General features: G+C 52.5%; 22 protein-coding genes. 9 read left to right on the top strand and 13 right to left on the bottom strand.

Annotation, left to right across the window (positions count from 1 at the left end; translation table 11 throughout):
* Nucleotides 1–93 precede the first annotated feature (93 nt).
* Both rplY and NA330_RS15485 read right to left on the bottom strand, forming a co-directional pair.
* Entirely contained in the window at nt 94–378 is a 285-nt protein-coding gene (rplY, locus tag NA330_RS15490) for a 50S ribosomal protein L25 (protein WP_000494192.1), read from the bottom strand.
* Nucleotides 379–502: 124 nt separating this feature from the next.
* Complete coding sequence (locus NA330_RS15485; RefSeq protein WP_052894966.1) at nt 503–2263, bottom strand: DEAD/DEAH box helicase; 1761 nt, start codon at nt 2261–2263, stop codon at nt 503–505.
* Nucleotides 2264–2414: 151 nt separating this feature from the next.
* Between NA330_RS15485 and rsuA the strand changes: the two genes are divergently transcribed.
* The 3 genes from rsuA (at nt 2415) to NA330_RS15470 (ending at nt 5063) form a co-directional block, all read left to right on the top strand.
* Nucleotides 2415–3110 carry a 16S rRNA pseudouridine(516) synthase RsuA gene (rsuA, locus tag NA330_RS15480; protein WP_001234836.1) on the top strand — a complete coding sequence of 232 codons (696 nt, stop codon included), beginning with the start codon at nt 2415–2417 and terminating at the stop codon, nt 3108–3110.
* 27 nt (nt 3111–3137) lie between these two features.
* Nucleotides 3138–4328 (top strand): Bcr/CflA family multidrug efflux MFS transporter, encoded by a 1191-nt coding sequence (locus NA330_RS15475; protein ID WP_000213349.1) that lies wholly within the window; start codon nt 3138–3140, stop codon nt 4326–4328.
* A 390-nt stretch (nt 4329–4718) separates the two neighbouring features.
* On the top strand, nt 4719–5063 hold the full coding sequence (locus tag NA330_RS15470) for a YejG family protein (protein ID WP_001094639.1): 345 nt from the start codon (nt 4719–4721) through the stop codon (nt 5061–5063).
* A gap of 3 nt (nt 5064–5066) precedes the next feature.
* On the opposite strand, the gene yejF is transcribed toward NA330_RS15470, so the two are convergent.
* The 9 genes from yejF to yeiP form a co-directional block, all read right to left on the bottom strand.
* Complete coding sequence (gene yejF / locus NA330_RS15465) at nt 5067–6656, bottom strand: microcin C ABC transporter ATP-binding protein YejF (RefSeq protein ID WP_023242100.1); 1590 nt, start codon at nt 6654–6656, stop codon at nt 5067–5069.
* Nucleotide 6657: 1 nt separating this feature from the next.
* Nucleotides 6658–7683 (bottom strand): ABC transporter permease, encoded by a 1026-nt coding sequence (locus NA330_RS15460; protein ID WP_001137761.1) that lies wholly within the window; start codon nt 7681–7683, stop codon nt 6658–6660.
* Nucleotides 7683–8777 carry a microcin C ABC transporter permease YejB gene (locus NA330_RS15455; RefSeq protein ID WP_023242101.1) on the bottom strand — a complete coding sequence of 365 codons (1095 nt, stop codon included), beginning with the start codon at nt 8775–8777 and terminating at the stop codon, nt 7683–7685. The genes NA330_RS15460 and NA330_RS15455 overlap by 1 nt, the downstream gene beginning before the upstream one ends.
* A 9-nt stretch (nt 8778–8786) precedes the next feature.
* Nucleotides 8787–10592 carry an extracellular solute-binding protein gene (locus tag NA330_RS15450; RefSeq protein WP_000561742.1) on the bottom strand — a complete coding sequence of 602 codons (1806 nt, stop codon included), beginning with the start codon at nt 10590–10592 and terminating at the stop codon, nt 8787–8789.
* 106 nt (nt 10593–10698) lie between these two features.
* Complete coding sequence (locus NA330_RS15445; RefSeq protein ID WP_023242102.1) at nt 10699–12255, bottom strand: cyclic di-GMP phosphodiesterase; 1557 nt, start codon at nt 12253–12255, stop codon at nt 10699–10701.
* Between the two features lie 325 nt (nt 12256–12580).
* Complete coding sequence (mepS, locus tag NA330_RS15440; RefSeq protein WP_000241015.1) at nt 12581–13153, bottom strand: bifunctional murein DD-endopeptidase/murein LD-carboxypeptidase; 573 nt, start codon at nt 13151–13153, stop codon at nt 12581–12583.
* Between the two features lie 413 nt (nt 13154–13566).
* Nucleotides 13567–14286 (bottom strand): phosphatase PAP2 family protein, encoded by a 720-nt coding sequence (locus NA330_RS15435; protein ID WP_000178095.1) that lies wholly within the window; start codon nt 14284–14286, stop codon nt 13567–13569.
* Between the two features lie 29 nt (nt 14287–14315).
* Nucleotides 14316–15302 carry a CobW family GTP-binding protein gene (locus tag NA330_RS15430; RefSeq protein WP_000169350.1) on the bottom strand — a complete coding sequence of 329 codons (987 nt, stop codon included), beginning with the start codon at nt 15300–15302 and terminating at the stop codon, nt 14316–14318.
* Between the two features lie 212 nt (nt 15303–15514).
* On the bottom strand, nt 15515–16087 hold the full coding sequence (gene yeiP / locus NA330_RS15425; protein ID WP_001136822.1) for an elongation factor P-like protein YeiP: 573 nt from the start codon (nt 16085–16087) through the stop codon (nt 15515–15517).
* 323 nt (nt 16088–16410) lie between these two features.
* Between yeiP and NA330_RS15420 the strand changes: the two genes are divergently transcribed.
* The 3 genes from NA330_RS15420 (at nt 16411) to NA330_RS15410 (ending at nt 17842) form a co-directional block, all read left to right on the top strand.
* Nucleotides 16411–16665: a YkgJ family cysteine cluster protein gene (locus NA330_RS15420; RefSeq protein WP_010989043.1), complete on the top strand. Its 255-nt coding sequence runs from the start codon at nt 16411–16413 to the stop codon at nt 16663–16665.
* Between the two features lie 387 nt (nt 16666–17052).
* Entirely contained in the window at nt 17053–17175 is a 123-nt protein-coding gene (locus tag NA330_RS15415) for a membrane protein (protein WP_001519564.1), read from the top strand.
* Nucleotide 17176: 1 nt separating this feature from the next.
* Nucleotides 17177–17842, top strand: a complete 666-nt coding sequence (locus NA330_RS15410) for a GNVR domain-containing protein (RefSeq protein WP_023225916.1) — start codon at nt 17177–17179, stop codon at nt 17840–17842.
* A gap of 64 nt (nt 17843–17906) precedes the next feature.
* On the opposite strand, the gene setB is transcribed toward NA330_RS15410, so the two are convergent.
* Nucleotides 17907–19088 (bottom strand): sugar efflux transporter SetB, encoded by a 1182-nt coding sequence (setB, locus tag NA330_RS15405; protein WP_000551926.1) that lies wholly within the window; start codon nt 19086–19088, stop codon nt 17907–17909.
* Nucleotides 19089–19457: 369 nt separating this feature from the next.
* On the opposite strand from setB, the gene fruB reads away from it, so the two are divergent.
* The 3 genes from fruB to fruA are packed head-to-tail and all read left to right on the top strand — an operon-like array spanning nt 19458 to nt 23231.
* Nucleotides 19458–20588: a fused PTS fructose transporter subunit IIA/HPr protein gene (gene fruB / locus NA330_RS15400; protein WP_000487287.1), complete on the top strand. Its 1131-nt coding sequence runs from the start codon at nt 19458–19460 to the stop codon at nt 20586–20588.
* Nucleotides 20588–21526 (top strand): 1-phosphofructokinase, encoded by a 939-nt coding sequence (gene fruK, locus NA330_RS15395; RefSeq protein ID WP_000091249.1) that lies wholly within the window; start codon nt 20588–20590, stop codon nt 21524–21526. The genes fruB and fruK overlap by 1 nt, the downstream gene beginning before the upstream one ends.
* A gap of 16 nt (nt 21527–21542) precedes the next feature.
* Nucleotides 21543–23231: a PTS fructose transporter subunit IIBC gene (fruA, locus tag NA330_RS15390; protein WP_000854408.1), complete on the top strand. Its 1689-nt coding sequence runs from the start codon at nt 21543–21545 to the stop codon at nt 23229–23231.
* A gap of 64 nt (nt 23232–23295) precedes the next feature.
* On the opposite strand, the gene nfo is transcribed toward fruA, so the two are convergent.
* Nucleotides 23296–24153, bottom strand: coding sequence for a deoxyribonuclease IV (nfo, locus tag NA330_RS15385; RefSeq protein WP_052894969.1), 858 nt, complete (start codon nt 24151–24153; stop codon nt 23296–23298).
* Between the last annotated feature and the right edge of the window lie 17 nt (nt 24154–24170).

Raw genomic sequence — 24170 nt, 5'->3', positions numbered from 1 at the left:
AAGTGGGTTCTCGTTGCTTTGCATGTCGTCAAATTCAATTAAACGCATAAAAAAACCCCGCCGGGGCGGGGTTTTTCTTCAACTTCCAGGCGATTACGCGCGAACGAAGTCGATGTGAGTCAGCTTCGGTTTGTAAGCGTGACGCTGTACAGCCTGAGCTTTAACTTTTACTTCTTTACCGTCAACAACGAGGGTCAGAACTTCGCTGTAGAATTCAGCTTTAGCTTGCATGTTCATCACCTGGTCGTGGTCCAGTTCGATAGCAATCGGGGCTTCAGAACCGCCGTAGATGATTGCCGGGAACTTGTTAGCGGCGCGCAGGCGGCGGCTCGCACCCTTACCCTGCTCTTTACGTACTTCTGCGTTGATAGTAAACATTTAAATCTCTCTTTAATAATTCCTGCTACAGGCGACCCAGCAACAGGTAAGTGATCTGCTTTGCGTATGCAAAGGCGGGCGGGATTCTATACTCAAATCGCCGTTACATCAATGAAAAGTACAATTAACCACGTAATTCGTGCGCCCGGCGGAAGCGGCCTTCATAGTCGAACACTTTTTCACGCACCTGCCAGTACTGGCCTTTCATCCGCGCGACCACAAAATCGGGATGCCGCAACAGCGCCTGCTGCGCGACAATATCCGCCGCCGTGATCCAGCGTAAAGGAACGCCGGGCGTGCGGGTATGCGGGCGAATAAATAGCTGTTCGGAAGCGGTACGCTGGGCGGGCGTGTGCAAGCGGAAGCGCTCACTGACATCCGCACCGTCCTCGTCATAGTAAGTGATTTTCAGCCATTCGCCTTTCTCATCCTGCCCATGCTGCATCGTCATTCCGCTACAGCGCAGGACTAACGCATCCTTGAGCCTGAGCGCCGCTTTTAACATATCGTCCGGGTCGACCAGAATGGCGTCACATTCCCGGCAGCGTCGGGCGGCAATATCGTTTTCGGCATTACACTGCGGGCAGTTTTTGAAGCGAAAGCGAAAATCGCACTGCTCGCGATGGCCGTCGTCATCCTCAAACCAGCCCTGGCAGCGACGGCCAAAGTGTTCAATCAGCGTGCCGTCGGCAGTGGTTTTCCCCCAGAAGGTGTTGGCAAAGCCGCAGGCCGGGCAAAATACCTGGACAGGGACGTTATCGCTTTTTCCCTTCGGGCTACCGACCTCGGGGGCATACAGGTCGTGCGGGTTGCCAGCGTAATCAAGAATCAGGCAATCGGTCTTTCCCGGCGCAAGGCGCAGACCACGCCCGACAATTTGTTGGTAAAGACTAACTGACTCGGTGGGACGTAGAATCGCGATGAGATCAACGTGTGGGGCGTCAAAGCCGGTGGTCAGCACCGAGACGTTAACCAGATAGCGAAAACGCTGCGCCTTGAAATTATCAATCAGCGCATCGCGCTCGGGCCCTGGCGTATCGCCGGTAATCAGCGCCGCGTCTTCCGCCGGAAGCAGACCGACAATCTCTTTCGCATGTTCGACCGTGGCGGCGAAAATCATCACGCCTTTGCGCGTTTGCGCAAATTCCATAATCTGGCTGATGATGTGCGGCGTAATCCGCTGCTGCTTTTTCAGCTCGCGGTTCAGGTCGGCTTCGCTGAACAGCCCATTGCTTTGGGCCTGCAGGCGGCTGAAATCGTATTGGACCACTGGCATATCAAGCCGCTCAGGCGGCGTCAGATAGCCGTGTTTAATCATATAGCGCAGCGGCAGTTCATAAATACAGTCGCGAAATAGAGCGTTGTCGTTGCCGCGCACCATACCGTGATAATGAAATTGATAAATCCAGCCTTTTCCGAGGCGAAAAGGCGTGGCGGTGAGCCCAAGCAGACGTAAGTGAGGATTAACTTTACTCAGGTGAGTGAGGATTTGCTGATACTGACTGTCTTCATCGTCACCGATGCGGTGGCATTCATCGACAATCAACAGCGAAAACTCCTCCTGGAAGGCGTCAAGATTACGCGCCACCGACTGTACGCTGCCGAACACGACTTTGCCCTGACTCTCTTTACGTTTGAGTCCGGCGGCGAAAATATCCGCTTCCAGCCCCAGCGCGCAATATTTGGCGTGGTTCTGCGCGACCAGCTCTTTCACATGCGCCAGCACCAGTACCCGTCCGCGGGCGACGCGCGCCAGTTCGGCGATCACCAGGCTTTTACCTGCGCCGGTCGGCAGAACAATCACGGCGGGCGTACGGTGGCGGCGAAAGTGGTTGAGCGTGGCGTCTACGGCTTCTTGCTGGTAGGGGCGGAGTGTAAAAATCATGGTCTCACTACGTTAAACGGTTCCGGGAATAGTATGCCATGAATCATTTCCCTTGAGGGATATAGTTAGCCCGCTATACTGAGCGGATAGCAATTCCCTTTTTTCGGGTAGAATGCCCGATTTCCGTATTATTACAGGCTAAATCACACACATGCGACTTGATAAATTTATCGCTCAGCAGCTTGGCGTCAGCCGCGCTATTGCCGGGCGTGAAATTCGTGGTAACCGCGTTACCGTCGATGGCGACATCATTAAAAATGCGGCCTTCAAACTGCTCCCGGAACATGCGGTTGCGTATGACGGCAATCCCTTAGCGCAGCAACACGGGCCACGCTATTTTATGCTTAACAAGCCGCAGGGATACGTTTGTTCAACCGATGATCCCGATCATCCAACAGTGCTGTATTTCCTGGATGAGCCGGTGGCGTATAAGCTGCATGCCGCAGGACGTCTGGATATCGATACTACCGGTCTGGTGTTAATGACAGATGACGGTCAGTGGTCGCACCGCATTACGTCGCCGCGCCATCACTGTGAAAAAACCTATCTGGTGACCCTGGAGTCGCCGGTGGCCGACGATACGGCAGCGCAATTTGCGAAAGGCGTGCAGTTGCATAATGAAAAAGATCTCACTAAACCCGCTACGCTGGAGGTGATAACACCTGTGCAGGTCCGTCTGACCATCAGCGAAGGCCGTTATCATCAGGTGAAGCGGATGTTTGCCGCAGTAGGCAATCGCGTTGTGGAACTGCACCGCGAACGGATTGGCGCCATTACGCTGGATGAGAATCTGGCTCCCGGCGAGTATCGCCCGTTGACTGAAGAAGAAATCGCCAGCGTCGGCTAACTATCTCGTTAAATTCAGGAGTTCGATGTGACCACCCGGCAGCACTCTTCCTTTGCCATTGTCTTTATCCTTGGCCTGTTGGCCATGTTAATGCCGCTGTCGATTGATATGTATCTTCCAGCGCTGCCGGTGATTTCTGCGCAATTCGGCGTGCCTGCCGGTAGCGCGCAGATGACGCTCAGTACCTATATTCTGGGGTTTGCGCTGGGTCAGCTTATCTATGGACCGATGGCGGATAGCCTCGGGCGTAAGCCGGTCATCCTGGGCGGGACGCTGGTATTTGCCGCGGCGGCGGTCGCCTGTGCGTTGGCGCAGACTATCGATCAACTGATCGTGATGCGTTTTTTCCACGGTTTGGCGGCCGCGGCGGCAAGCGTCGTCATCAATGCGCTGATGCGGGATATTTATCCAAAGGAAGAGTTTTCGCGCATGATGTCATTTGTCATGCTGGTCACTACGATAGCGCCGTTAATGGCGCCCATTGTCGGCGGCTGGGTGTTGGTATGGTTAAGCTGGCACTATATCTTCTGGATACTGGCCATTGCGGCGATTCTGGCGTCAGTCATGATCTTTGCTCTGATTAAAGAGACGCTGCCCGTTGAGCGGCGTCAGCCTTTTCATATTCGTACCACAATAGGTAACTTTGCCGCGTTGTTTCGCCACAAACGCGTACTGAGCTATATGCTGGCGAGCGGGTTTAGTTTTGCCGGTATGTTCTCTTTTTTGAGCGCGGGGCCGTTTGTTTATATCGAAATTAATCATGTTCCGCCGCAGGATTTCGGCTACTACTTCGCGTTGAACATCGTATTTCTGTTTGTGATGACGATTATCAACAGCCGTTTTGTCAGACGGGTAGGGGCGCTAAACATGTTTCGGGCCGGGCTATGGATTCAGTTTGCGATGGCGGTGTGGATGGTTTTCAGCGCGCTGATGGGCATTGGATTCTGGGCGCTGGTGGTCGGCGTTGCGGCGTTTGTCGGCTGTGTGTCGATGGTTTCGTCCAATGCGATGGCGGTCATTTTGGATGAGTTTCCGCATATGGCCGGAACGGCGTCTTCGTTGGCGGGCACTTTCCGCTTTGGTATTGGCGCTATCGTCGGCGCGTTGCTGTCGCTGGCTACCTTTACCAGTGCGTGGCCGATGATTTGGTCGATTGCGCTTTGCGCCGCCTGTTCCATTCTGTTTTATCTCTACGCCAGCCGTCCCAAAAAACGGTGACGGGCGCGCTGTCCCTCAATGGCGCCGAAGAATGCGCAGGCGGCGTTGGGGGACGCTATCCGCTACACGATGGCAAAGCCAAGCGGCTTTCATAGTTGATGTATATCAATTACCAATTCATCATTTTCCTCCTTTATGTTTATTTTATGTAAAATCCATTTATGTAAAAAGTCACATCATTGTAGTTAAAAAGGTTGAGTTAGATCGCAGAAACGGGTACATATAGCCCGCCGCTATCTCCGCGTCGGTAAAACTATTTTAACTCCCGCTTGCTGTAGAGCCACTGACGGAGAGAAGGGCGTTAGCAATCTGTTTAAGGACGGGTTGTCAATGATGTGTTAATATAAATGTAAGTAAATTGTGAAGTAATTGTGCTTCCGGGGAAAGAAAGTGAATACATTACAGCTCTCAATTGTTCACCGTCTGCCGCAAAACTATCGCTGGTCGGCGGGTTTTGCGGGGTCAAAGGTTGAACCGATTCCGCAAAACGGGCAGAGCACCGAGAATAGTCTGGTGGCGCTTAAACTGTTGAGTCCGGCAGGCGATAGCGCGTGGTCAGTGATGCATAAGCTCAGCCAGGCGCTAAGCGATATTGAAGTTCCTTGCTCCGTGCTGGAATGCGAAGGGGAACCGTGCCTGTTCGTTAATCGTCAGGATGAGTTTGCCGCCACCTGTCGGCTGAAAAATTTCGGCGTGGCGATAGCGGAACCTTTTTCTAACAATAATCCTTTTTAGGCGTCAGCTTAACGCGAGTAGCTGACGCGTATAGGCCTGTTGCGGTGCGGTAAACACGCGCTCGCATTGCCCCTGTTCAACCACCTCCCCCTGCCGCAGCACGATAACCTGATGGCACAGCGCGCGTACTACATGCAGATCGTGGCTAATGAAGATATAGGCCAGACGGTGTTTTTGCTGGAGCGATTTCAGGAGGGCAAGAATCTGCGCCTGAACGGTTTTATCCAGCGATGAGGTCGGTTCATCCAGAATAATAAGCGACGGTTTTAAAATCAGCGCCCTGGCGACGGCGATACGTTGACGCTGGCCGCCGGAAAACTCAGCGGGGTAACGATGCCGCGTTTCCGGGTCCAGGCCGACTTCCATCATGACCGCTTTCACCTGCTGTTCGCGCTGCGCGCCTGAAAGCGTAGGCTGGTGGACGCGCAGGCCTTCTTCGATAATTTGCAACACGTTTAAACGCGGGTTTAGCGATGAGTTTGGGTCCTGGAATACGACCTGGATACGGTGGCGAACAGGTAAAAGCTGGCGGCGGTTTAACGTATCCAGCGATTGACCGTCAAATACGATGCGGCCTTCGGAGCGGATAAGCCGTAACAGCGCCAGACCGGTGGTACTTTTTCCCGATCCTGACTCGCCGACCAGACCCAGCGTTTCGCCTGGATGCAGGGTGAAACTGATATTGTTAACCACCACATTATGATCCACGACGCGCTTCAGAATGCCTTTGCGGATCGGGAAGGCGACGCGCAGCCTGTCCACCTCCAGCAACGGCGTCTGCCCGGCGGGGAGCGGAACCGGATCGCCTGTGGGTTCGCTGTTGAGTAGTTTTTGCGTGTACGGATGGGTCGGCGCGGAGAGCAGCGTGTCGGCGCGTTGGTTCTCTACGCACTTGCCGTGTTGCATTACCGCCACCGAATCCGCCAGTTTTTTTACAATGCTGAGGTTATGGGTGATAAACAGCAATCCCATATTGAGCTCGCGCTGGAGTTCCCGCAGTAGAGATAAAATCTGCGCCTGTACGGAGACGTCGAGGGCGGTGGTCGGCTCATCGGCGATCAGTAATTCCGGCCGTGTTAACAGCGCCATGGCTATCATGACGCGCTGGCGTTCGCCGCCGGAAAGCTGATGCGGATAATCGCGCAGACGCTGGCTCGCCTGGCGGATACCGACCCGATCCAGACAACCGATCATCTCCGCCCTTGCCGCCTCCCGACTCATTCCCCGATGGAGCGACAGCACTTCATAGAGCTGTTTTTCCAGCGTATGCAGCGGGTTAAGTGAAACCATCGGTTCCTGAAAAATCATGGCGATTTTATTGCCGCGCACGCCGCGTAGCGTCTGCTCGCTGGCATGAAGCAATGATTCGCCGTGAAAGCGAATATCGCCGGAGAGGTAGACGGCGGGAGGGGTAGGCAAAAGACGCAGAATGGAAAGCGCCGTCACGCTTTTTCCTGACCCGGACTCGCCGACCAGCGCCAGCGTTTCCCCGGCGTTCACCTGTAACGAAATGGCGTTAACGACAGGGCGCACGTGCTGTTGCTGACGGAAACCTACCGATAAATTTTCAATCGCAAGCAATGGAGATGTCATCTTATACCGCCTTAGCAGGATCAAAGGCGTCGCGTACCGCTTCGCCGATAAAAATCAGCAGCGATAGCAGAATGGCGACAGACAGAAAGGCGGCGATCCCCAGCCAGGGAGCCTGTAAGTTGTTTTTCCCCTGTAAAAGAAGTTCGCCGAGAGAAGGGGAGCCAAGCGGCAGACCAAATCCCAGAAAATCCAGCGACGTCAGGGTGGTGATGGAGCTACATAAAATGAACGGTAAAAATGTCAGGGTAGCGACCATCGCATTAGGCAACATATGGCGCAGGATAATGTCACGATCGCTGACGCCAAGCGCCTGCGCGGCGCGGATATAGTCAAAATTGCGGGTCCGTAAAAACTCGGCGCGCACCACGCCCACCAGACTCATCCAGCCAAACAGCACGGTTATGGCCAGCAGCCACCAGAAGTTAGGCTGCACTACGCTGGAAAGTAAAATAATCAGAAACAGGGTCGGCATCCCCGACCAGACTTCGATGAGACGTTGCCCCCATAAATCGACTTTGCCGCCATAATAGCCCTGTAGCGCGCCCGCCAGTACACCCATGACGCTGGAGCAAATCGTTAACATCAGGCCGAATAAAATAGAAATGCGGGTGCCGTACAGGATGCGGGCGAAAACGTCGCCGCCATTCGCATCGGTGCCCAGCCAGTTTTTCGCCGAAGGCGGGGAGGGGAAAGGCTGCGTAGTGGCAAAATTAATGGTATTGGCGCCAAAGCGTACGGGGGCCCACAACACCCAGCCCCGATTCTCAAGCTGTCGTTGTAGCCAGGGGTCCTGATAATCTGCCGTTGTCGCCAGCGGGCCGCCGAAATCGCGCTCGCTGTAATTTTTTACCAGCGGAAAATACCACTGGCCTTCATAGCGCACCAGCAATGGCTTATCGTTAGCAATCAGTTCCGCGCATAAGCTCAGGCTGAACACGACCAGGAAAATCCATAGTGACCAGTAGCCCCGGCGATTATGGCGGAAACGCGCCCAGCGGGCCTGATTGACCGGGCTTAATCGCGGCATTATCGTCCCTCAAAATCAATGCGTGGATCGACCAGCGTATAGGTGATATCGCTCAGGATATTCAGTAATAAGCCAATCAGGGTAAAGATATAAAGCGTACCGAACATCACCGGATAGTCGCGCGAAACGGTTGCTTCATAACCCAGCAGCCCCAGGCCGTTGAGCGAGAACATGACTTCAATTAGCAACGAGCCGGTGAAAAACATACTGATAAAAGTGGCGGGAAACCCGGCGATCACCAGCAGCATGGCGTTACGAAAAACATGTTTCCAGAGAATGTTTTTTTCACTCACGCCCTTAGCGCGAGCGGTAACGACATACTGTTTACGTACCTCGTCGAGAAACGAATTTTTCGTCAGCATCGTCAGGGCGGCAAAACCGCCGATGACGGTCGCCAACACCGGTAGCGTAATATGCCACAAATAATCGGTGATTTTCTGGTACCACGGTAACGTGTCAAAGTTGGCGGAGACCAGGCCACGTAGCGGAAAGATATCGTAGTAACTGCCGCCGGCAAAAAAGACGATTAATAAAATAGCGAACAGAAAGGCGGGGATCGCATAACCAATAATGATAAACGCGCTGCTCCATACATCAAAGCGGCTGCCGTTATGGACGGCTTTGCGGATCCCCAGCGGGATAGACACCAGATAAATAATCAGCGTGCTCCATAATCCCAGAGTAATGGAGACGGGAAGGCTATCTTTGATCAGCGTCAGCACGGATGCGCTGCGAAACAGACTGTCGCCGAAGTCAAAAGAGAGATAGTCCCGTAGCATCTTGAAATAACGCTCATGCAGCGGTTTGTCGAAGCCGTAGCGATGGGTGATCTCCGCGATCACCTCCGGATCGAGTCCCCGGCCGCCGCGATAATGGCTGTCGCTGATATTGCCGACGCCGGTTTGCGCATGACTGGCGCGAACGCCTTCGCCGCTGGCGCCGGGCAACGCGCCGCCCTGGCCAAATTCAATCGCGGCAATCGCCTGATCGACAGGGCCGCCGGGAGCGATCTGCACGATAAAAAAGTTAATGGTAATAATGGCCCATAGCGTGGGGATCACCAGTAACAGACGGCGGATAAGATAGGCGCCCATTGATTCTTACTACCTCCTGGCTGCCGGTAGCTTGGCGGCTTTGTTGACATCATACCACCAGGTATCTAACCCGATGGTATATACCGGGCGAATCGCCGGATGGGAGAATTTATCCCACCAGGCGAGCCTGTCTTGCGCCATATACCACATCGGCAGCATGTAATAGTTCCAGGTCAGCACGCGATCCAGCGCCCGTCCCAGCGGCACCAGTTTCGCTTTATCACCCTGCGCTGCGATAATTTGCGCGATCAGCTTATCCACCACCGGGCTTTGTACGCCGGGAGCGTTATAACTGGAGTCAATGTATTCCGATGCCCATGAGATTTGTAGATCGGAGCTGGGCCAGGGCATCGCCCGCCATAGCCTCGGCATCATGTCATAGTCGCGGCTACGCATCCGGTTGGTGAGTTGAGAATTATCAACCTGACGGATAGTCATCGTAATGCCCAGACGCTGAAGATTATGCTGGAAGGGCAGAACCCACTGGCTATTACTGCTGGCAGGAAGGAGAAGTTCAAACGTCAGGGGCTTACCGGTGACGCTATTGACCCGTTGCTGTCCGTTGATCACCCATCCGGCCTGCGTTAACAAGGCGTCAGCTTTAAGAAGATTTTCGCGATCGTAGCCGTCGCCGTTAGAGACCGGCGGCTGATAGATCTGGGTGAAGACTTCAGGAGGAAGATCTTTTTTCATCGGCGCGAGTAATACCAGCTCATCGGCGTCAGGGTAATTTCTGGCGGCGTACTCGGTATTCTGGAAGTAACTGTTGGTTCGGCTCCAGGCATTATAGAACAGCGCTTTATTCATCCACTCAAAATCGAAGGCCAGGGTGACAGCTTCACGTACCCGCCGGTCTTTAAATACCGGGCGCTGAATATTAAAGGCCAGCCAGCGTGTGTCCTGCGCCGACTCGTTTTTCTGCTCTTCTTTAATGATGTAATGATTATCGAAATTTTTACCGATATAGCGCGTTGCCCAGTTTTTAGCGTCGTTTTCCAGCCGTAGATCAAATGCGCCCGCTTTAAACGCCTCGAAAGCGACATTGTCATCAAGGTAGTAATCGTAGCGGATAGTGTCGAGGTTAAAACGTCCACGATTGACCGGCAGATTAGCCGCCCAGTAGTTTTTGACGCGTGAATAGACAATGTACTGGCCCATTTTCCACTGAGTAATCCGGTATGGCCCGCTGGCTAAGGGCGGCGTTGAAAGTGGATCGCTGAGTTTGTGATTTTTCCAGAATTTTTCGGGCATGATCGGTAGTGAAAACAGACTAAGCATGTCTTCTTTACCAGGCTTCGCCAGCTCAATTCGCACGGTTAAAGGCGCAATCGCCTTCACGGTAGTACCTTTATAGACCAGACGGAACTGTGGTACGCCTTCGGTCATGAACTTATGAAAGGTAAAAGCCACATCGCGGGCGGTAATGGGCGTGCCATCGTGAAAACGAGCGCGGGGGTTAATCGAGATTTCCACCCAGGAATAGTCGGCGGCATAGCGGGCATGGTCGGCAATCAGCGGGTAATAGCTTCCGGGCTCATCATCCGAGGTGGTAAAAAGCGTATCGTAAAGGGCTTCGGTACGTACGCCGGGATTGCCGCGCAGCGAATAGCGATTGAAATTATCGAACGTACCAATGGCGGAAAGCGTCATCTGACCGCCTTTCGGCGCAGCAGGATTCACATAATCAAAGTGATCAAAGTTAAAAGCATACTTAGGTTCGCCGAGTACGGCGAAAGCGTAGCTTTCTTTGATTTCCTGGGCCTGGGCGCCAGCGCTAACCAGTGCGACAAGCAGAAGCATTACGCGCGCAATCATCTGAAGGCGGTTTCCTTATCGTATTGCCCGCTGCAAACCGGCAGGCGTTTCGCTGAATAATAAGTGACGTTGCGTCTGATGTGAATCCGTTAAAACCGTAAGGGGGCTACCATTCAGGCACGGAAGGCGCCGACATCCACAGCACGAAATCTTTAAGGGGTAAAGGACGGCTAATCCAGTACCCCTGCAAGTAATTAACACCGTGATCGCGTAGCCAACGGGCCTGCTCCGGCGTTTCAACGCCCTCGGCCACCGTCAGCATATTCAGGCGTCTGGAGAGCGTCAGCACGGTATCCAGAACCGGAGACGTGACGGTTTCCGTGCCGATCGCCTGGATAAAGCCGCGATCGATTTTCAGATAATCTAAAGTAAATCGCTCCAGATAAATCAGGGCGCTATGGCCTGTACCGAAATCATCTATAGCGATTTCAAACCCGGCGGAATGCAGCCATTCGAACAGTTTGGCCGCTTCATACTGCTGGAGCATATCGCGTTCAGTGATTTCCAGCACGATATGAAAATGGTGCGCGGGCAGGGCGTCCCTGAGCCGGTGCATATCCTCTTTAAAACTGTCGCTGTGCAGATGTTCCGGCGCGATGTTAATGCCAAATTTGGCACCGACGGGCATCACCTTCTGTAGCGTGGGTGCATCGCGGGCGATCAGCTCGAACAGATGCTGCGTTAACGGTACGATAAGTTGCTGCGCTTCGGCATAGTGGATAAAGGCATCCGGCGGAATCTCTCCTGCCGTAGGGTGACGCCAGCGCAGTAAGACTTCAAGCCCGGTGACGCTTAGCGTACGAGTATCGACGACGGGCTGATAAACCACATAAAACTGCTCGTGTTTGATCGCCGTTAAAATCTCTTTGCCCGGTCGCGTCCGGAGGGCATAGATAAAGTAACAGATAAACCCTGCTACGATGCCGCTAATGCAGCCCAGCATCAACGCATACCACAAGTCATTGTAGGTCCAGCTATCGGCATAAAGCTGTATTTTAAGCGGCAGGCCGTTGATAGTTGTCTGTCGTGATGGCGTGCCCGGCAGCTCCGCGACGGCCAGCAGACGCGAAGAAAAGGTCGACAGCGCGGTATTGCCGACAATCAGCGCGATGCCGTTAAAATCGTCCTGGCGCGTGGTATAGAGTAAGTAGGGCGTCAGGTTAATATTCAGCGATGTGAATACGCCGCTGTCATTTAGTAATGGGTTTCGATACCAAATCACCATTGTCGGTTTGTTGGGCATCATTGGCGTGCCGGGCAGAATCGCCATAGCAACGTCTTTGCGGATATCTATATCCGGCACCAATTGCTGAAGCGGCATATTCATGGCGCCAGTGGCGGAAGAGCAGAACACTTTTTTATCTTTAATCAATAAGAAGGCGCGGACATTAAGGCTAAAAGCGGCTCTTGAGGTGAGTTCTGCGCCAACCTGCTGACAGGTGTTGATCGTCAACGGTTGAAGAATATCGGTGGTGGCTTTCAGGTCGGCGAAATAGCTGGCCAGGTAATGTTGTACATCAGAAAGGAGCGTATTGTATTTAACATCCCGTTTATGCCACGACAGGAAAAATTGCAGGCTACCAATAAGTAATGCTGCCGCCATCCCCGTAATGATACAGGTAAGCAGGATTTTCCGACCGGAAGAGGAGTCGCGTGTTAGCATAATTCCTGGTGTGACCTGAAAAGGCGGATGCCGGTTAAACTGGTTGATTTATAAGACTATAGCCTGGATTACCCCGGATAGTCATGCTTTTCTGTGATGCGCAGGAAAGCGTATTGTCGCAGTAGTCGTTGGCGGAAACGACCTGAATGTCTGATGGCGCTATGTTTATCAGGCCTATGTTCGTGTGTTGTAGGCTGGATAAGAGGCGACACGTCGCTATTCGGTAAAACGGGTTCAGAAGGGATAATAAGCAAAAGCACTGCCGAAGCAGTGCTTTTTATGCCGTCTCATCAGGTAAGCCAAGGGAGGTGCTGCCTGATGAAGATTAACTGCGGCTCAGAACTCGACGCGCTTCATTGTAGCGTTTTTTCCAGTACGGTTCGTTCATACTGGAGATAATGACGCCGCTACTGGTAGACGCATGGACAAACTGGTTATTGCCGATATAAATACCGACATGACGACCAGTGGAACCGGCGCGGAACAGAACCAGATCGCCCGTACGCAGGTTATTGCGTGAAACCGCTTTGCCCATTTCCTGCTGTTCATAGGTTGAACGCGGAAGCTCTAAACCAAACTGTTCACGGAAGGTGCGCTGTACAAAGCTGGAACAGTCGACGCCTTTCTTAGTGCTGCCGCCCAGGCGGTAACGCACGCCTTTCCAGTCAGCATACTGATCCATAATCCGCGACTTAACGTCGAGGTTACGCACCATATTTTCAAATTCATCCTGAGAGGCTTGCAGTGAAGAGCTATCGCTATTGCCCACAGCATGCGTCTCAGAATGCATATTCTTTGCGGTATTGGTGGTTGTGCTACAAGCAGAAAGCAGAACCGCAACTGCAATCGCAGGAATCCCGCGCAAAATATATCTCAAAATCGGTTGAGATTTGACCATGTTGTTTGTTTTCCCTTGAAGTCCTTAACGATAAATATCGTTATAAAAATGCCAAACGTGATGAGACTAATTACCTGCACAGCTTGAGACAATTCTTTGTGCACAAATCTGTGGCGGAACGCACAAATTTATTCGCAATGAGAATAATTATCTGGCGAGGCAAAACGAGTTTGAGATTACCCGATTGTTGCTGTCATTGCGAGCGATTTCGCGTGATTTTTTATAAGAATTTATGATACGAAAAGTGAACTTTCAGTACGGGTCAAATTAAGCGCAAATCGTTTAAAAATCGTGCAATCTGTTCATTTTGCAGAGGAATAATATGACCGAAAAATGATGGGCTGGGGGAATATCATCATAAATTACCTTCAACGATGTAAAACTATCGCTGAAGGTAATGTTAATTACATGGGTTATTTGTTTAAAATTTGTTTATTTCCGCCCGGGAGATAATTCTCAAAAAGCGCTATCGCCCGGTCGCTGAGCGGGGTCATCAGCCACCAGGGGAGGCCAATCAAAATAACCGTGAGCGACCCGACCACAATATCGGTGAACCAGTGAGCGCCAATCATAACGCGCGGAAACGCGAAAACCACAAATATAATAAGGGCGATAATCCCCGCCGTTTTGCCGAAATAACGCAGCATAAAGGCGGAAAATATCAGCAGCATCATACCGTGATCGCCTGGGAAACTGTCTTTTGACGCGTCTTTTGTCGGGATGTGCAGCAACTCGCTGACGCGATAAATATGCTCAAAAGAGAGCGTTGGGCTGGCGCGCTTGACGGGGATCAGCGCCTGACCGAGTTGGTTAAGCACCACCGCTGTTAGCAGCATGACCAATCCGATTATCACAATGCGCCGCCGGCCCGATGCGTTTTCTTTTAGCCAGAAACTGAGCATCAGTCCGCCCATCGCCAGCAGCGAACAGCCGTCAAACGCCCGATTATTGGTAATAGCGACCCACCAGAGGAACGCGTGGCTTTCCACCAGTTTCTGGTTAAAGAAGTGGAATATGCCGGAATCAATGGTGAACCAGAAACCGTGATTGACGGGAAGATACCATGACAAAAACAGCGCCAGACCGGCGGCATTAAGCAGAATTATCAAGGAATAGCGGGTTTTCATCGTCATTTCGCCATAGTTTTTAAACGGTGGCAACCTTACGCGTGCGTCGCTAAACGAAGCTTCAACAAGGCCGTCTGTAACGTATTCCAGTCGGTTTCTGTGTTTGAGATAAGTTCAACCCGGCTGTCCGGCGGCGCGACACTCTGTGTTTCGATGTGCAGGTCATCGCCCTGGCGATTGATGCGTACCAGCCCCTCTTGTATGCGCATAACGCCTTTCACCCGGCCCACCGGCGCCAGACGCGCCCATTCGAGGAGGCCAATGGTGTCAAACACGGTATCGGCATCGAAAATCCAGCCGCAGGCCTGATGACCCTGTCCGCTATTAAGGCTGCGTCGCCAGCGCTGCTGGGCGGGCAGATTTAGCGCGGCGAGTCCTTTTTTACTGGCATGAGTGTGAGAATGCGCGGCGCTGGCCGGCAGTTCCGCCAGATTTTGTCGCGGTAAATCCAGAAGCTTACCGTCTATCTGTCCATGTTCGGCATGAATCAGTTGACGATCGCCGCCGTACTGTCGCCACCACTGTTGCAGGGCGGCATCGCTTTGTGCCGTGGCGCGATCGGTCTTATTGGCGATGATAATATCGGCTGAGGCGAGCTGATCGCGGAAATTTTCATTGGCGACGCTCTGTTGGTCCAGTAGCAGGCGAGGGTCAAGGATGCAGAGCGTAGCGCGTAAATCAATCCACGGCTCATAAACCGGCGCAGTTAATAAATCCAGAATCTGTTTTGGGTGCCCCAGTCCGGTTGGTTCAATCAGCAACCGATCAGGTTTGCCCTGGCGTAGCAGTGTGTTGAGCCCCACCTGCATAGGCAATCCGTTGACGCAGCACATGCAGCCGCCGGGGATCTCTTTTAGCAGTGCGCCGCTGTCGGCAAGCAGCGCGCCGTCAATACCCACTTCGCCAAATTCATTGACCAGGACGGCCCACTTTTCAGCCGGATCTTTATGGGCTAATAAATGAAGGATAGAGGTGGTTTTTCCGCTACCGAGAAATCCAGTAATAAGATTGGTTTTGGTCACGTCAGCTCCAGAATATTGATACAACATAACAACTTTTAATAATCCTGGCGAATAAACGTGAAAAAGAGAAGCGCTGAGTTGACGAAGTCGTGCTTCTGCCATCTTAAGAGCAGAAAATGTTAAATTTTTAACGTTTCTCTTGCCTGGTGCAGAACAATCAATAAAGAAAAGGGTCAGACTGCGCCCTGGGGCGCAGCCGAAAAATGCGAAACTTAATCCGCGCGCCCCATATAACGGCGCTCTTCGATATGAATGCGGATTTTCTCACCTGCGCTCAGGTATTCGGGAACCTGAATCACCAGACCGGTGCTTAATGTCGCGGGTTTGTTACGTGCGCTGGCGGACGCCCCTTTAATACCCGGCGCGGTTTCGACGATTTCCAGATCCACGGTCTGCGGAAGCTCTAGCGCCAGCAGTTGGCCGTCCCAGGTCAGAACCTGCATATCCGGCATTCCGCCTTCAGGCATAAACAGCAACTCTTCTTCAATCTGATCTTTGGTGAAGGTATACGGCGTATAGTCTTCTTTATCCATGAACACATATTCGTTGCCATCGACATAAGAAAAGTCAACGCCGCGACGGCTCAGGGTGACGGTATCAACGATATCGTCGCCTTTGAAACGTTCTTCCACTTTCAGACCGGTGCGGACATCGGAAAAACGCATTTTATACAGTGTGGCGGCGCCACGGGCGGTAGGCGACTGAATGTCGATATCTTTCACAATCAGCAATTTGCCGTTGTAGTTCAGTACCATACCTTTTTTGATTTCGTTCGCTCTTGGCATCGAGGAGATCCTGTTGTAGAGATTATCTAAAATATCGCGTAAAACTACTCGCGCCGGGCCGTCCAGGCAAGTGGAATTGTCACTTTTGCTGGTGCAAAAAAGGTGATACTGTTCGCCCGCTTTCCGCTCCGCGTTCAACGAGAATACGCGATGGCATGTCGCCCGGAGGGGGGAAGTGTGCTGTGTTGTCCCTTCTGTTTCCAGCCTTGTCTTCGGAATGTCTGAGGGCAGGCCTGATCATGATGACGTCCACATTTTAAATCTGGATTTTTCTTTGGACAAATTCTGTTATCTTTCATTTGGTTATAAATAGAGGGCTGAGCATGGACTGTCGTAGCGGTTGTGGCGCTTGCTGTATTGCGCCTTCAATTTCGTCGCCGATACCCGGAATGCCGTATGGCAAGCCGATGAATACCAGATGCGTGCAGCTTTCGGAAGATAACTTGTGCCTTATCTTTGGCTCGCCTTTACGCCCAAAAGTGTGCTCTGGTTTGCAACCGACAGGGGACATGTGTTTAACGACCCGGGAAGAGGCCATTATTTATTTGCTGGAACTCGAACAGAAAACCTTACCATGAGCTAAGCCGTTTTTGATAAACGTGCAGGGGCTTACGTTATATCCCGAAATAGTCTGCAAAAGCTGCGCCTCAAATTACCTCCTTTTACCATTAAATAGCGTAATACATGATTCCCTTATTTCGTGGCTTCTGAAGCGGTAGATGTCGCCGCTCAACCCCGTTGGTGCCTGAACGTGTACCGAATGAACCGTCACATAAAACAAAAACGATCAATTTTATTTATATGATAGTTTTTATCTATTAAAAAGAGGAATTTTGATCGATTTTAATTATTTGTAACGATCGATATCATGAATTTGATAGTTTATATCTATCATTGATGTATTTACCGATCGATATAACCAGTGTGAATGTATTGTTATTTTCCTTTAAAATACTCGAATTCTTATGTGTGGGTTTTATCTTATGAAGAAATATACGTTCGCAGCCAGGGCGTTTATTTTTACGCTGGTGTTGCTTTTTGTTATTTCAGTATTCGGGTTGACTATTAGCGTTTTAAAAGGGATGTGAAATGCGGGGAGAAAATAGTGAAATTGATTTAGTCGACGTTTCCTTATTCCTTATAAGAAAATGGCTAAGTATCATGATCGCTACCTTTATTTTTGTTGCCATTGGCTATGTTTTTGTGAGCGTGCAGCATGATACAAAGGTTGTGAGTATGACAATCAAACCTAATCTGGATACGCCTGCTACCTATGCGTTATGTGGCTATACTAATGATATTCAATGTAAAACAACGGTTATCCTTAACCAGTTTAGCCGTTTCTTGCCTACGGAATATAAAAATAAAATAAGTTTTGACGCGAAAAAACAGCTTGTCATTTTTAAGGCGCAGGGGAGGGAAGAAAGTGTCAATAATATTATTTCCACCCTGAAAAATAGTGTCGATAAAATGGCAGCATGGTATATCGATGACGGTGACATTAAACGTTATAGCGTGCATAAAAATATGTTACAAACGGAAACATATGCAAAGCTATCATTGTTGTCGGAGGCGGTTAAAAATAATGCTAACATTGAAGTGATAGATGTTGCTGTTACACCAAAATATAAGATGCGGCTGGTGCTGGTCCTTTGCGGGCTGATGGGCGTAATTTTCTCAATAACCGGTCTTTTATGTAGGAGGGCGCTAACAGAATATCGTATTGAGAAAAAGACAATGAATGACCGTGCATGAACATTGCGCAGAGATAAACTCTGCGCTGAAATGTGTCGAAGAGTAAAAGTATCAGGCTTGCAAGTTAAACATCTTTAATACGCGCCAGGCAGAACATGGTGGCGACAATCATGACTAACGCAAACCAGAAGACCGCATGGTAATTCCAGATTTCTGCGGCGATTCCCGCCAACGAACCGGCAATGATCCAGCCGACGCGAATGGTATTGGTATACAGCGTGGTGGCTGAACCCGCCTGGCCTGGCATGAGATCCTGAAAATAGAGCATGCCAATCCCGCCAAGAATGCCGATGTAAATCGCGTTCAGCAACTGCAAGCCGAGCAACGTCGCCGGTGCGTGCGCCAGCAACATCCCCGCATAAAAGCACAGTCCGGCGACAACGGCGATGCACATTAACAGGCGTTTTCCCAACCGTTTGGCGAAGTAACCTGCAATCAGCATTGTGGGAATCTCCAGCCCGGCGGCGGTGCCCATCATCACGCCTGCAAGTTTTTCCGGAAGATGCAGCTCATTGATGATAAACAGCGGCATATTAATGATATACAGGCTGTTAGTTCCCCACATTAACGTACAGATGACAAACAGCAACAGCGTATCGCGGCGATTACGACGCGGTGCTTCCAGCGTGCCGGTCGCCAGCGGCGCATCTTTGCGCATTGACGGTAAAAAGAACCACACTATGACGCCGCAGACGATAAAAGCTACCGCCGCGCTCAAATACATCACCGTAAAGCTAAAACCCATCGCCAGCGCATAGGCCAGCGGCGGCCCAATGACCCAGGCCAATGAGACCTGGGCGCGGAGGATTGAGCTGAACATCACCGCTTCACGACCTGTACGATCGGCATGTTCACGGGCGAGCGCAAACATCTGCGGGTTGGCGGTAGAGCCGAAGCTACTGAGAAAGACGCCGATAAACAGCAAAATAAAGTAGTTGCGGTTCCAGGCAAACAGCACGCAGGCCAACATGCCCAGCACGCAACAGAAAACGATCAGTTTTTTGCGATCGCCTTTTTTATCTGAGCGACCCGCCAGAAACTGGCTCACGATAATGCCGATAACCGCGCTGCCGGTAAAAAAGAATCCCACCATGCCGGGACGGGCGTGAACCTCATCCGTCAGAAAAATACTGAGCGTCGGCGCCTGTAGCGCACCGGCAATACCGGTGAGAAAAGCGACGATCAAAAAGGCGGTAGACGCCAGGTCAAACGATTTAGGCGCAGCGGCGGCGGGACTGTTGTGCATGTTTCTATATCAGTGGTGTGAAGAGAGGCGGAGTTTACGCTGCCCGTCAGAAAATAAACAGGCGTCTGAATCAAAATCGACACGAAAAATCAAAATAGCATTCCAGTTTGTTACCAGGGGGGTGCTGACGCAAGCTGAAAGAAAAAAGCTGAAGCCTTTTATGCGTCAGCTATTGAGGGTCTGTTGGAGAAAAAATGTGCTTCACCTCAAAAAATTGCTACAAAACCGGTAACTTTTCTTGCGTGCTGAAGCAGAAAGATCCAGACTTCTTGAAACGTTTCAGCGCGATCTGGTTTTTTTGATAACTCAGATTGGCGCTTTTTTTCTCATAGTGGCTGAATCGTTTCAATTCAGCAGGAGAGGAGACACATGTTCCAGTTATCGGTTCAGGACATTCATCCGGGCGAGCAGGCCGGAAATAAAGAAGAGGCCATTCGGCAAATCGCCGCCGCGTTAGCGCAGGCGGGGAATGTGGCGGGCGGCTATGTTGACGGTATGCTGGCGCGCGAACAGCAAACCTCAACCTTTCTTGGCAATGGTATTGCGATTCCCCATGGCACAACAGACACGCGCGATCAGGTGCTGAAAACCGGCGTCCAGGTCTTTCAATTTCCGCAGGGCGTTACCTGGGGAGAAGGCCAGGTCGCCTACGTGGCGATTGGTATTGCCGCCAGTTCGGACGAACACCTTGGCCTGCTGCGTCAGCTGACGCATGTGCTGAGCGATGACTCCGTGGCTGAACAGCTGAAATCCGCGACAACGGCGGAAGAGCTGCGCGCATTGCTGATGGGCGAGAAGCAAAGTGAACAATTAAAACTTGATAACGAGACGATGACGCTGGATGTCATCGCCAGCTCGCTGGTCACATTGCAGGCGCTAAATGCGGCGCGTCTGAAAGAGGCGGGAGCGGTTGATGCGGCGTTCGTCGCAAAAACGATTAACGATAGTCCGATGAATCTGGGGCAAGGCATCTGGCTGAACGACAGCGCGGAAGGCAATTTGCGCAGCGCTGTTGCGGTAAGCCGTGCGACCCAGGCGTTTGACGTAGAGGGTGAAAAAGCAGCCTTATTAGTCACTGTCGCGATGAACGATGAGCAGCCGATTGCCGTGTTAAAACGCCTCGGCGACCTGTTGCTGAACAATAAAGCCGATCGTCTGCTGAGCGCCGACGCCGCGACGCTGTTGGCGTTGCTGACCAGTGATGATGCGCTGACGGATGACGTACTGAGCGCGGAATTTGTAGTGCGTAATGAGCATGGTCTCCATGCCCGTCCGGGCACCATGCTGGTGAATACGATTAAACAATTTAACAGTGAAATTACCGTGACAAACCTTGATGGAACCGGCAAACCGGCAAACGGACGTAGTCTGATGAAAGTGGTGGCATTAGGCGTGAAGAAAGGCCATCGTCTGCGCTTTACCGCGCAGGGTGAAGATGCTGAACAGGCGCTGAAAGCGATTGGCGATGCGATCGCCGCCGGTCTCGGGGAGGGCGCATAATGAGCAGGCGTGTCGCCACCATTACCCTTAATCCGGCTTATGATCTGGTTGGGTTTTGCCCTGAAATCGAACGCGGCGAAGTGAACCTGGTGAAAACCACGGGTCTGCACGCGGCGGGCAAAGGCATTAACGTTGCCAAGGTGCTGAAAGACTTAGGCATCGACGTCACCGTCGGCGGTTTTCTCGGTAAAGATAACCAGGACGGTTTTCAGCAATTGTTCAGCGAACTGGGTATCGCTAACCGCTTTCAGGTGGTTCAGGGCCGGACTCGCATCAACGTGAAGCTGACGGAAAAAGATGGCGAAGTGACCGACTTCAACTTTTCCGGCTTTGACGTGACCCCCGCAGACTGGGAACGCTTTGTTAACGACTCCCTGAGCTGGCTGGGCCAGTTCGATATGGTCTGCGTCAGCGGTAGCTTACCGGCTGGCGTGAGTCCGGAAGCGTTCACCGACTGGATGACGCGTCTGCGCAGCCAGTGTCCATGCATTATCTTTGATAGTAGCCGTGAAGCGTTAGTCGCCGGTCTTAAAGCTGCGCCGTGGCTGGTGAAACCGAATCGCCGCGAACTGGAAATTTGGGCGGGTCGTAAGCTCCCGGAAATGAAAGATGTGATTGATGCGGCGCACGCGTTACGCGAACAGGGTATCGCCCATGTGGTGATTTCGCTGGGGGCGGAAGGCGCGCTGTGGGTTAACGCCTCAGGAGAATGGATCGCTAAACCACCGGCAGTTGACGTGGTAAGTACCGTCGGCGCAGGCGATTCCATGGTTGGCGGATTGATTTACGGCCTGCTGATGCGCGAGTCCAGCGAACATACGCTGCGTCTGGCGACGGCGGTTGCCGCGCTGGCGGTCAGCCAGAGCAATGTGGGTATTACCGATCGTCCTCAGTTGGCCGCAATGATGGCGCGTGTCGACTTACAACCGTTTAACTGACAGCAGGAGAGGCATAATGAAAACGCTGCTGATAATTGACGCTAATCTCGGCCAGGCTCGCGCTTACATGGCGAAAACCCTGCTTGGAGCGGCGGCGCATAAAGCAAATCTGGAAATTATCGATAATCCGAATGATGCTGAGCTGGCGATCGTGTTGGGCGAATCTCTGCCGAACGACAATGCTCTGAACGGCAAAAAGGTTTGGCTGGGGGATATTGGTCGCGCCGTTGCGCATCCGGAACTGTTTCTGAGTGAAGCCAAAAGCCATGCGACCCCTTACAGCGCCCCTGCTGCGGCTGCTCCTGCGGCGAGCGGCGGTCCGAAACGCGTGGTCGCGGTAACGGCCTGCCCGACCGGCGTCGCCCATACTTTTATGGCGGCTGAAGCCATTGAAACGGAAGCGAAAAAACGCGGCTGGTGGGTAAAAGTCGAAACGCGCGGCTCCGTGGGGGCCGGCAATGCCATCACCCCGGAAGAGGTGGCGGAAGCGGATTTAGTGATTGTGGCGGCGGATATCGAAGTGGATCTGGCGAAGTTTGCCGGTCTCCCGATGTACCGCACGTCGACCGGCCTGGCGCTGAAAAAGACGGCGCAGGAGCTGGATAAAGCCGTAGCGGAAGCAACGCCGTATCAACCGGCGGGTAAGGCATCGCAAGCGGCGACCGAAGGGAAGAAAGAGAGCGCTGGCGCATACCGGCATCTGTTGACGGGCGTTTCTTACATGCTGCCTATGGTGGTTGCCGGGGGACTGTGTATTGCGCTTTCCTTCGCCTTTGGTATTGAAGCCTTTAAGGTGCCGGACACGCTGGCGGCGGCGCTGATGCAGATTGGCGGCGGTTCGGCGTTTGCGCTGATGGTGCCGGTACTGGCGGGTTATATCGCTTTCTCCATCGCGGATCGCCCTGGCCTTACGCCAGGTCTGATTGGCGGTATGCTGGCGGTTAGCACCGGTTCCGGTTTTATCGGCGGGATCATTGCCGGCTTCCTTGCCGGGTATATGGCGAAGCTTATCAGTACCAAACTGAAACTTCCGCAAAGTATGGAAGCGCTGAAGCCAATCCTGATCATCCCGTTAATTTCCAGTCTGGTGGTGGGGCTGGCGATGATTTACCTGATCGGTAAACCGGTTGCCGGGATTCTGGAAGGGCTCACCCACTGGTTGCAAACCATGGGGACGGCAAACGCGGTGCTGCTGGGCGCGATTCTCGGCGGGATGATGTGTACCGACATGGGCGGCCCGGTGAACAAAGCGGCGTATGCGTTTGGCGTTGGTCTGCTGAGTACGCAAACTTACGCGCCGATGGCGGCGATCATGGCCGCAGGTATGGTACCGCCGTTAGCGCTGGGTCTGGCGACGATGGTGGCGCGTCGTAAGTTCGACAAAGCGCAGCAGGAAGGCGGTAAAGCGGCGTTGGTGCTGGGGCTGTGCTTTATCACTGAAGGCGCTATTCCGTTTGCGGCGCGCGACCCGATGCGTGTACTGCCGTGCTGTATCGTTGGCGGCGCGTTGACCGGGGCCATTTCTATGGCGGTAGGCGCAAAATTGATGGCGCCGCATGGCGGTCTGTTTGTTCTGCTTATCCCAGGCGCAATTACGCCGGTATTGGGATACCTGCTGGCAATTGTGGCCGGTACGCTGGTGGCAGGGCTGGCTTATGCCGTCCTGAAACGTCCGGAGACGGAAGTCGCGGCAAAAGCGGCGTAAGAGAAACACGCTAAAAAAGGCAGAGCGCGCTCTGCCTTTTTTATTGCCTGAAGAACATTAAGCGTCAGGCCACCGCTTCGGCAATTTGCTGGGCTTTTAACCACGCAATCTCTTCCGCCCAGATATCAGGATTGATGGTCTCCAGTATCAGCGGAATACCGTCAAAACGCCCATCCTGCATAATCCAACGAAACGCATCGTGGCCGATATTGCCTTCACCCAGGCTGTGATGACGGTCAACGCGGCTACCGAAGGCGCTTTTGGCGTCGTTCAGGTGCATTCCGCGCAAATACTGAAATCCGACAATTTTCCCGAATTCGGCGAATGTTTTTTCGCACGCCTCTGGCGTACACAGATCGTATCCGGCGGCAAAGGCATGGCAGGTATCGATACAGACGCCAACGCGCGACTTATCTTCCACGCCGTCGATGATGGCGGCTAACTGTTCAAACTCAAACCCCAGATTACTGCCCTGACCGGCTGTATTTTCGATAACCGCCGTAACGCCCTCGGTCTGCGCGAGGGCAATATTGATGGATTCCGCGATCCGCGCCAGGCAATCCTCCTGTGCAATCTGCATCAGATGGCTACCGGGATGAAAATTAAGCAAGGTTAAGCCGAGTTGTTCACAGCGCTGCATTTCATCGAGAAAGGCATCGCGTGATTTTTCCAGCGCTTCACTGACCGGATGGCCCAGATTAATCAGGTAACTATCGTGGGGAAGGATTTGCGCCGCCGAGAAATGATACTTTTCACAGGCGATTTTAAAGTCATCAATGACCTGGGGAGTAAGGGGGGCGGCACGCCACTGACGCTGGTTTTTTGTGAAAAGCGCAAAGGCCGTTGCGCCAATTTCAGCCGCGCGGGCAGGGGCGTTAGCCAGACCGCCAGCAGCGCTGACGTGCGCTCCGATGTATTTCATAAAAGACTCCTGTTAAA

The organism is Salmonella sp. NW722 (genome assembly GCF_051702785.1).
Taxonomy (GTDB): Bacteria; Pseudomonadota; Gammaproteobacteria; order Enterobacterales; family Enterobacteriaceae; genus Salmonella; species Salmonella enterica.
This window is presented reverse-complemented; position numbering and strand designations above follow the sequence as displayed.

Excerpts from the sequence above, each read along its gene's own strand:
- NA330_RS15435 (WP_000178095.1), bottom strand. The coding sequence starts at position 14,286 with ATGACGATGAAAACCCGCTATTCCTTGATAATTCTGCTTAATGCCGCC.
- fruK (WP_000091249.1), top strand. The coding sequence starts at position 20,588 with ATGAGCAGGCGTGTCGCCACCATTACCCTTAATCCGGCTTATGATCTG.
- yejF (WP_023242100.1), bottom strand. The coding sequence starts at position 6,656 with ATGACATCTCCATTGCTTGCGATTGAAAATTTATCGGTAGGTTTCCGT.
- nfo (WP_052894969.1), bottom strand. The coding sequence starts at position 24,153 with ATGAAATACATCGGAGCGCACGTCAGCGCTGCTGGCGGTCTGGCTAAC.
- rplY (WP_000494192.1), bottom strand. The coding sequence starts at position 378 with ATGTTTACTATCAACGCAGAAGTACGTAAAGAGCAGGGTAAGGGTGCG.
- NA330_RS15445 (WP_023242102.1), bottom strand. The coding sequence starts at position 12,255 with ATGCTAACACGCGACTCCTCTTCCGGTCGGAAAATCCTGCTTACCTGT.
- yeiP (WP_001136822.1), bottom strand. The coding sequence starts at position 16,087 with ATGCCAAGAGCGAACGAAATCAAAAAAGGTATGGTACTGAACTACAAC.
- NA330_RS15415 (WP_001519564.1), top strand. The coding sequence starts at position 17,053 with ATGTGTGGGTTTTATCTTATGAAGAAATATACGTTCGCAGCCAGGGCG.
- NA330_RS15485 (WP_052894966.1), bottom strand. The coding sequence starts at position 2,263 with ATGATTTTTACACTCCGCCCCTACCAGCAAGAAGCCGTAGACGCCACG.
- fruA (WP_000854408.1), top strand. The coding sequence starts at position 21,543 with ATGAAAACGCTGCTGATAATTGACGCTAATCTCGGCCAGGCTCGCGCT.
- NA330_RS15410 (WP_023225916.1), top strand. The coding sequence starts at position 17,177 with ATGCGGGGAGAAAATAGTGAAATTGATTTAGTCGACGTTTCCTTATTC.
- NA330_RS15460 (WP_001137761.1), bottom strand. The coding sequence starts at position 7,683 with ATGCCGCGATTAAGCCCGGTCAATCAGGCCCGCTGGGCGCGTTTCCGC.
- NA330_RS15420 (WP_010989043.1), top strand. The coding sequence starts at position 16,411 with ATGGACTGTCGTAGCGGTTGTGGCGCTTGCTGTATTGCGCCTTCAATT.
- setB (WP_000551926.1), bottom strand. The coding sequence starts at position 19,088 with ATGCACAACAGTCCCGCCGCCGCTGCGCCTAAATCGTTTGACCTGGCG.
- NA330_RS15455 (WP_023242101.1), bottom strand. The coding sequence starts at position 8,777 with ATGGGCGCCTATCTTATCCGCCGTCTGTTACTGGTGATCCCCACGCTA.
- fruB (WP_000487287.1), top strand. The coding sequence starts at position 19,458 with ATGTTCCAGTTATCGGTTCAGGACATTCATCCGGGCGAGCAGGCCGGA.
- rsuA (WP_001234836.1), top strand. The coding sequence starts at position 2,415 with ATGCGACTTGATAAATTTATCGCTCAGCAGCTTGGCGTCAGCCGCGCT.
- mepS (WP_000241015.1), bottom strand. The coding sequence starts at position 13,153 with ATGGTCAAATCTCAACCGATTTTGAGATATATTTTGCGCGGGATTCCT.
- NA330_RS15450 (WP_000561742.1), bottom strand. The coding sequence starts at position 10,592 with ATGATTGCGCGCGTAATGCTTCTGCTTGTCGCACTGGTTAGCGCTGGC.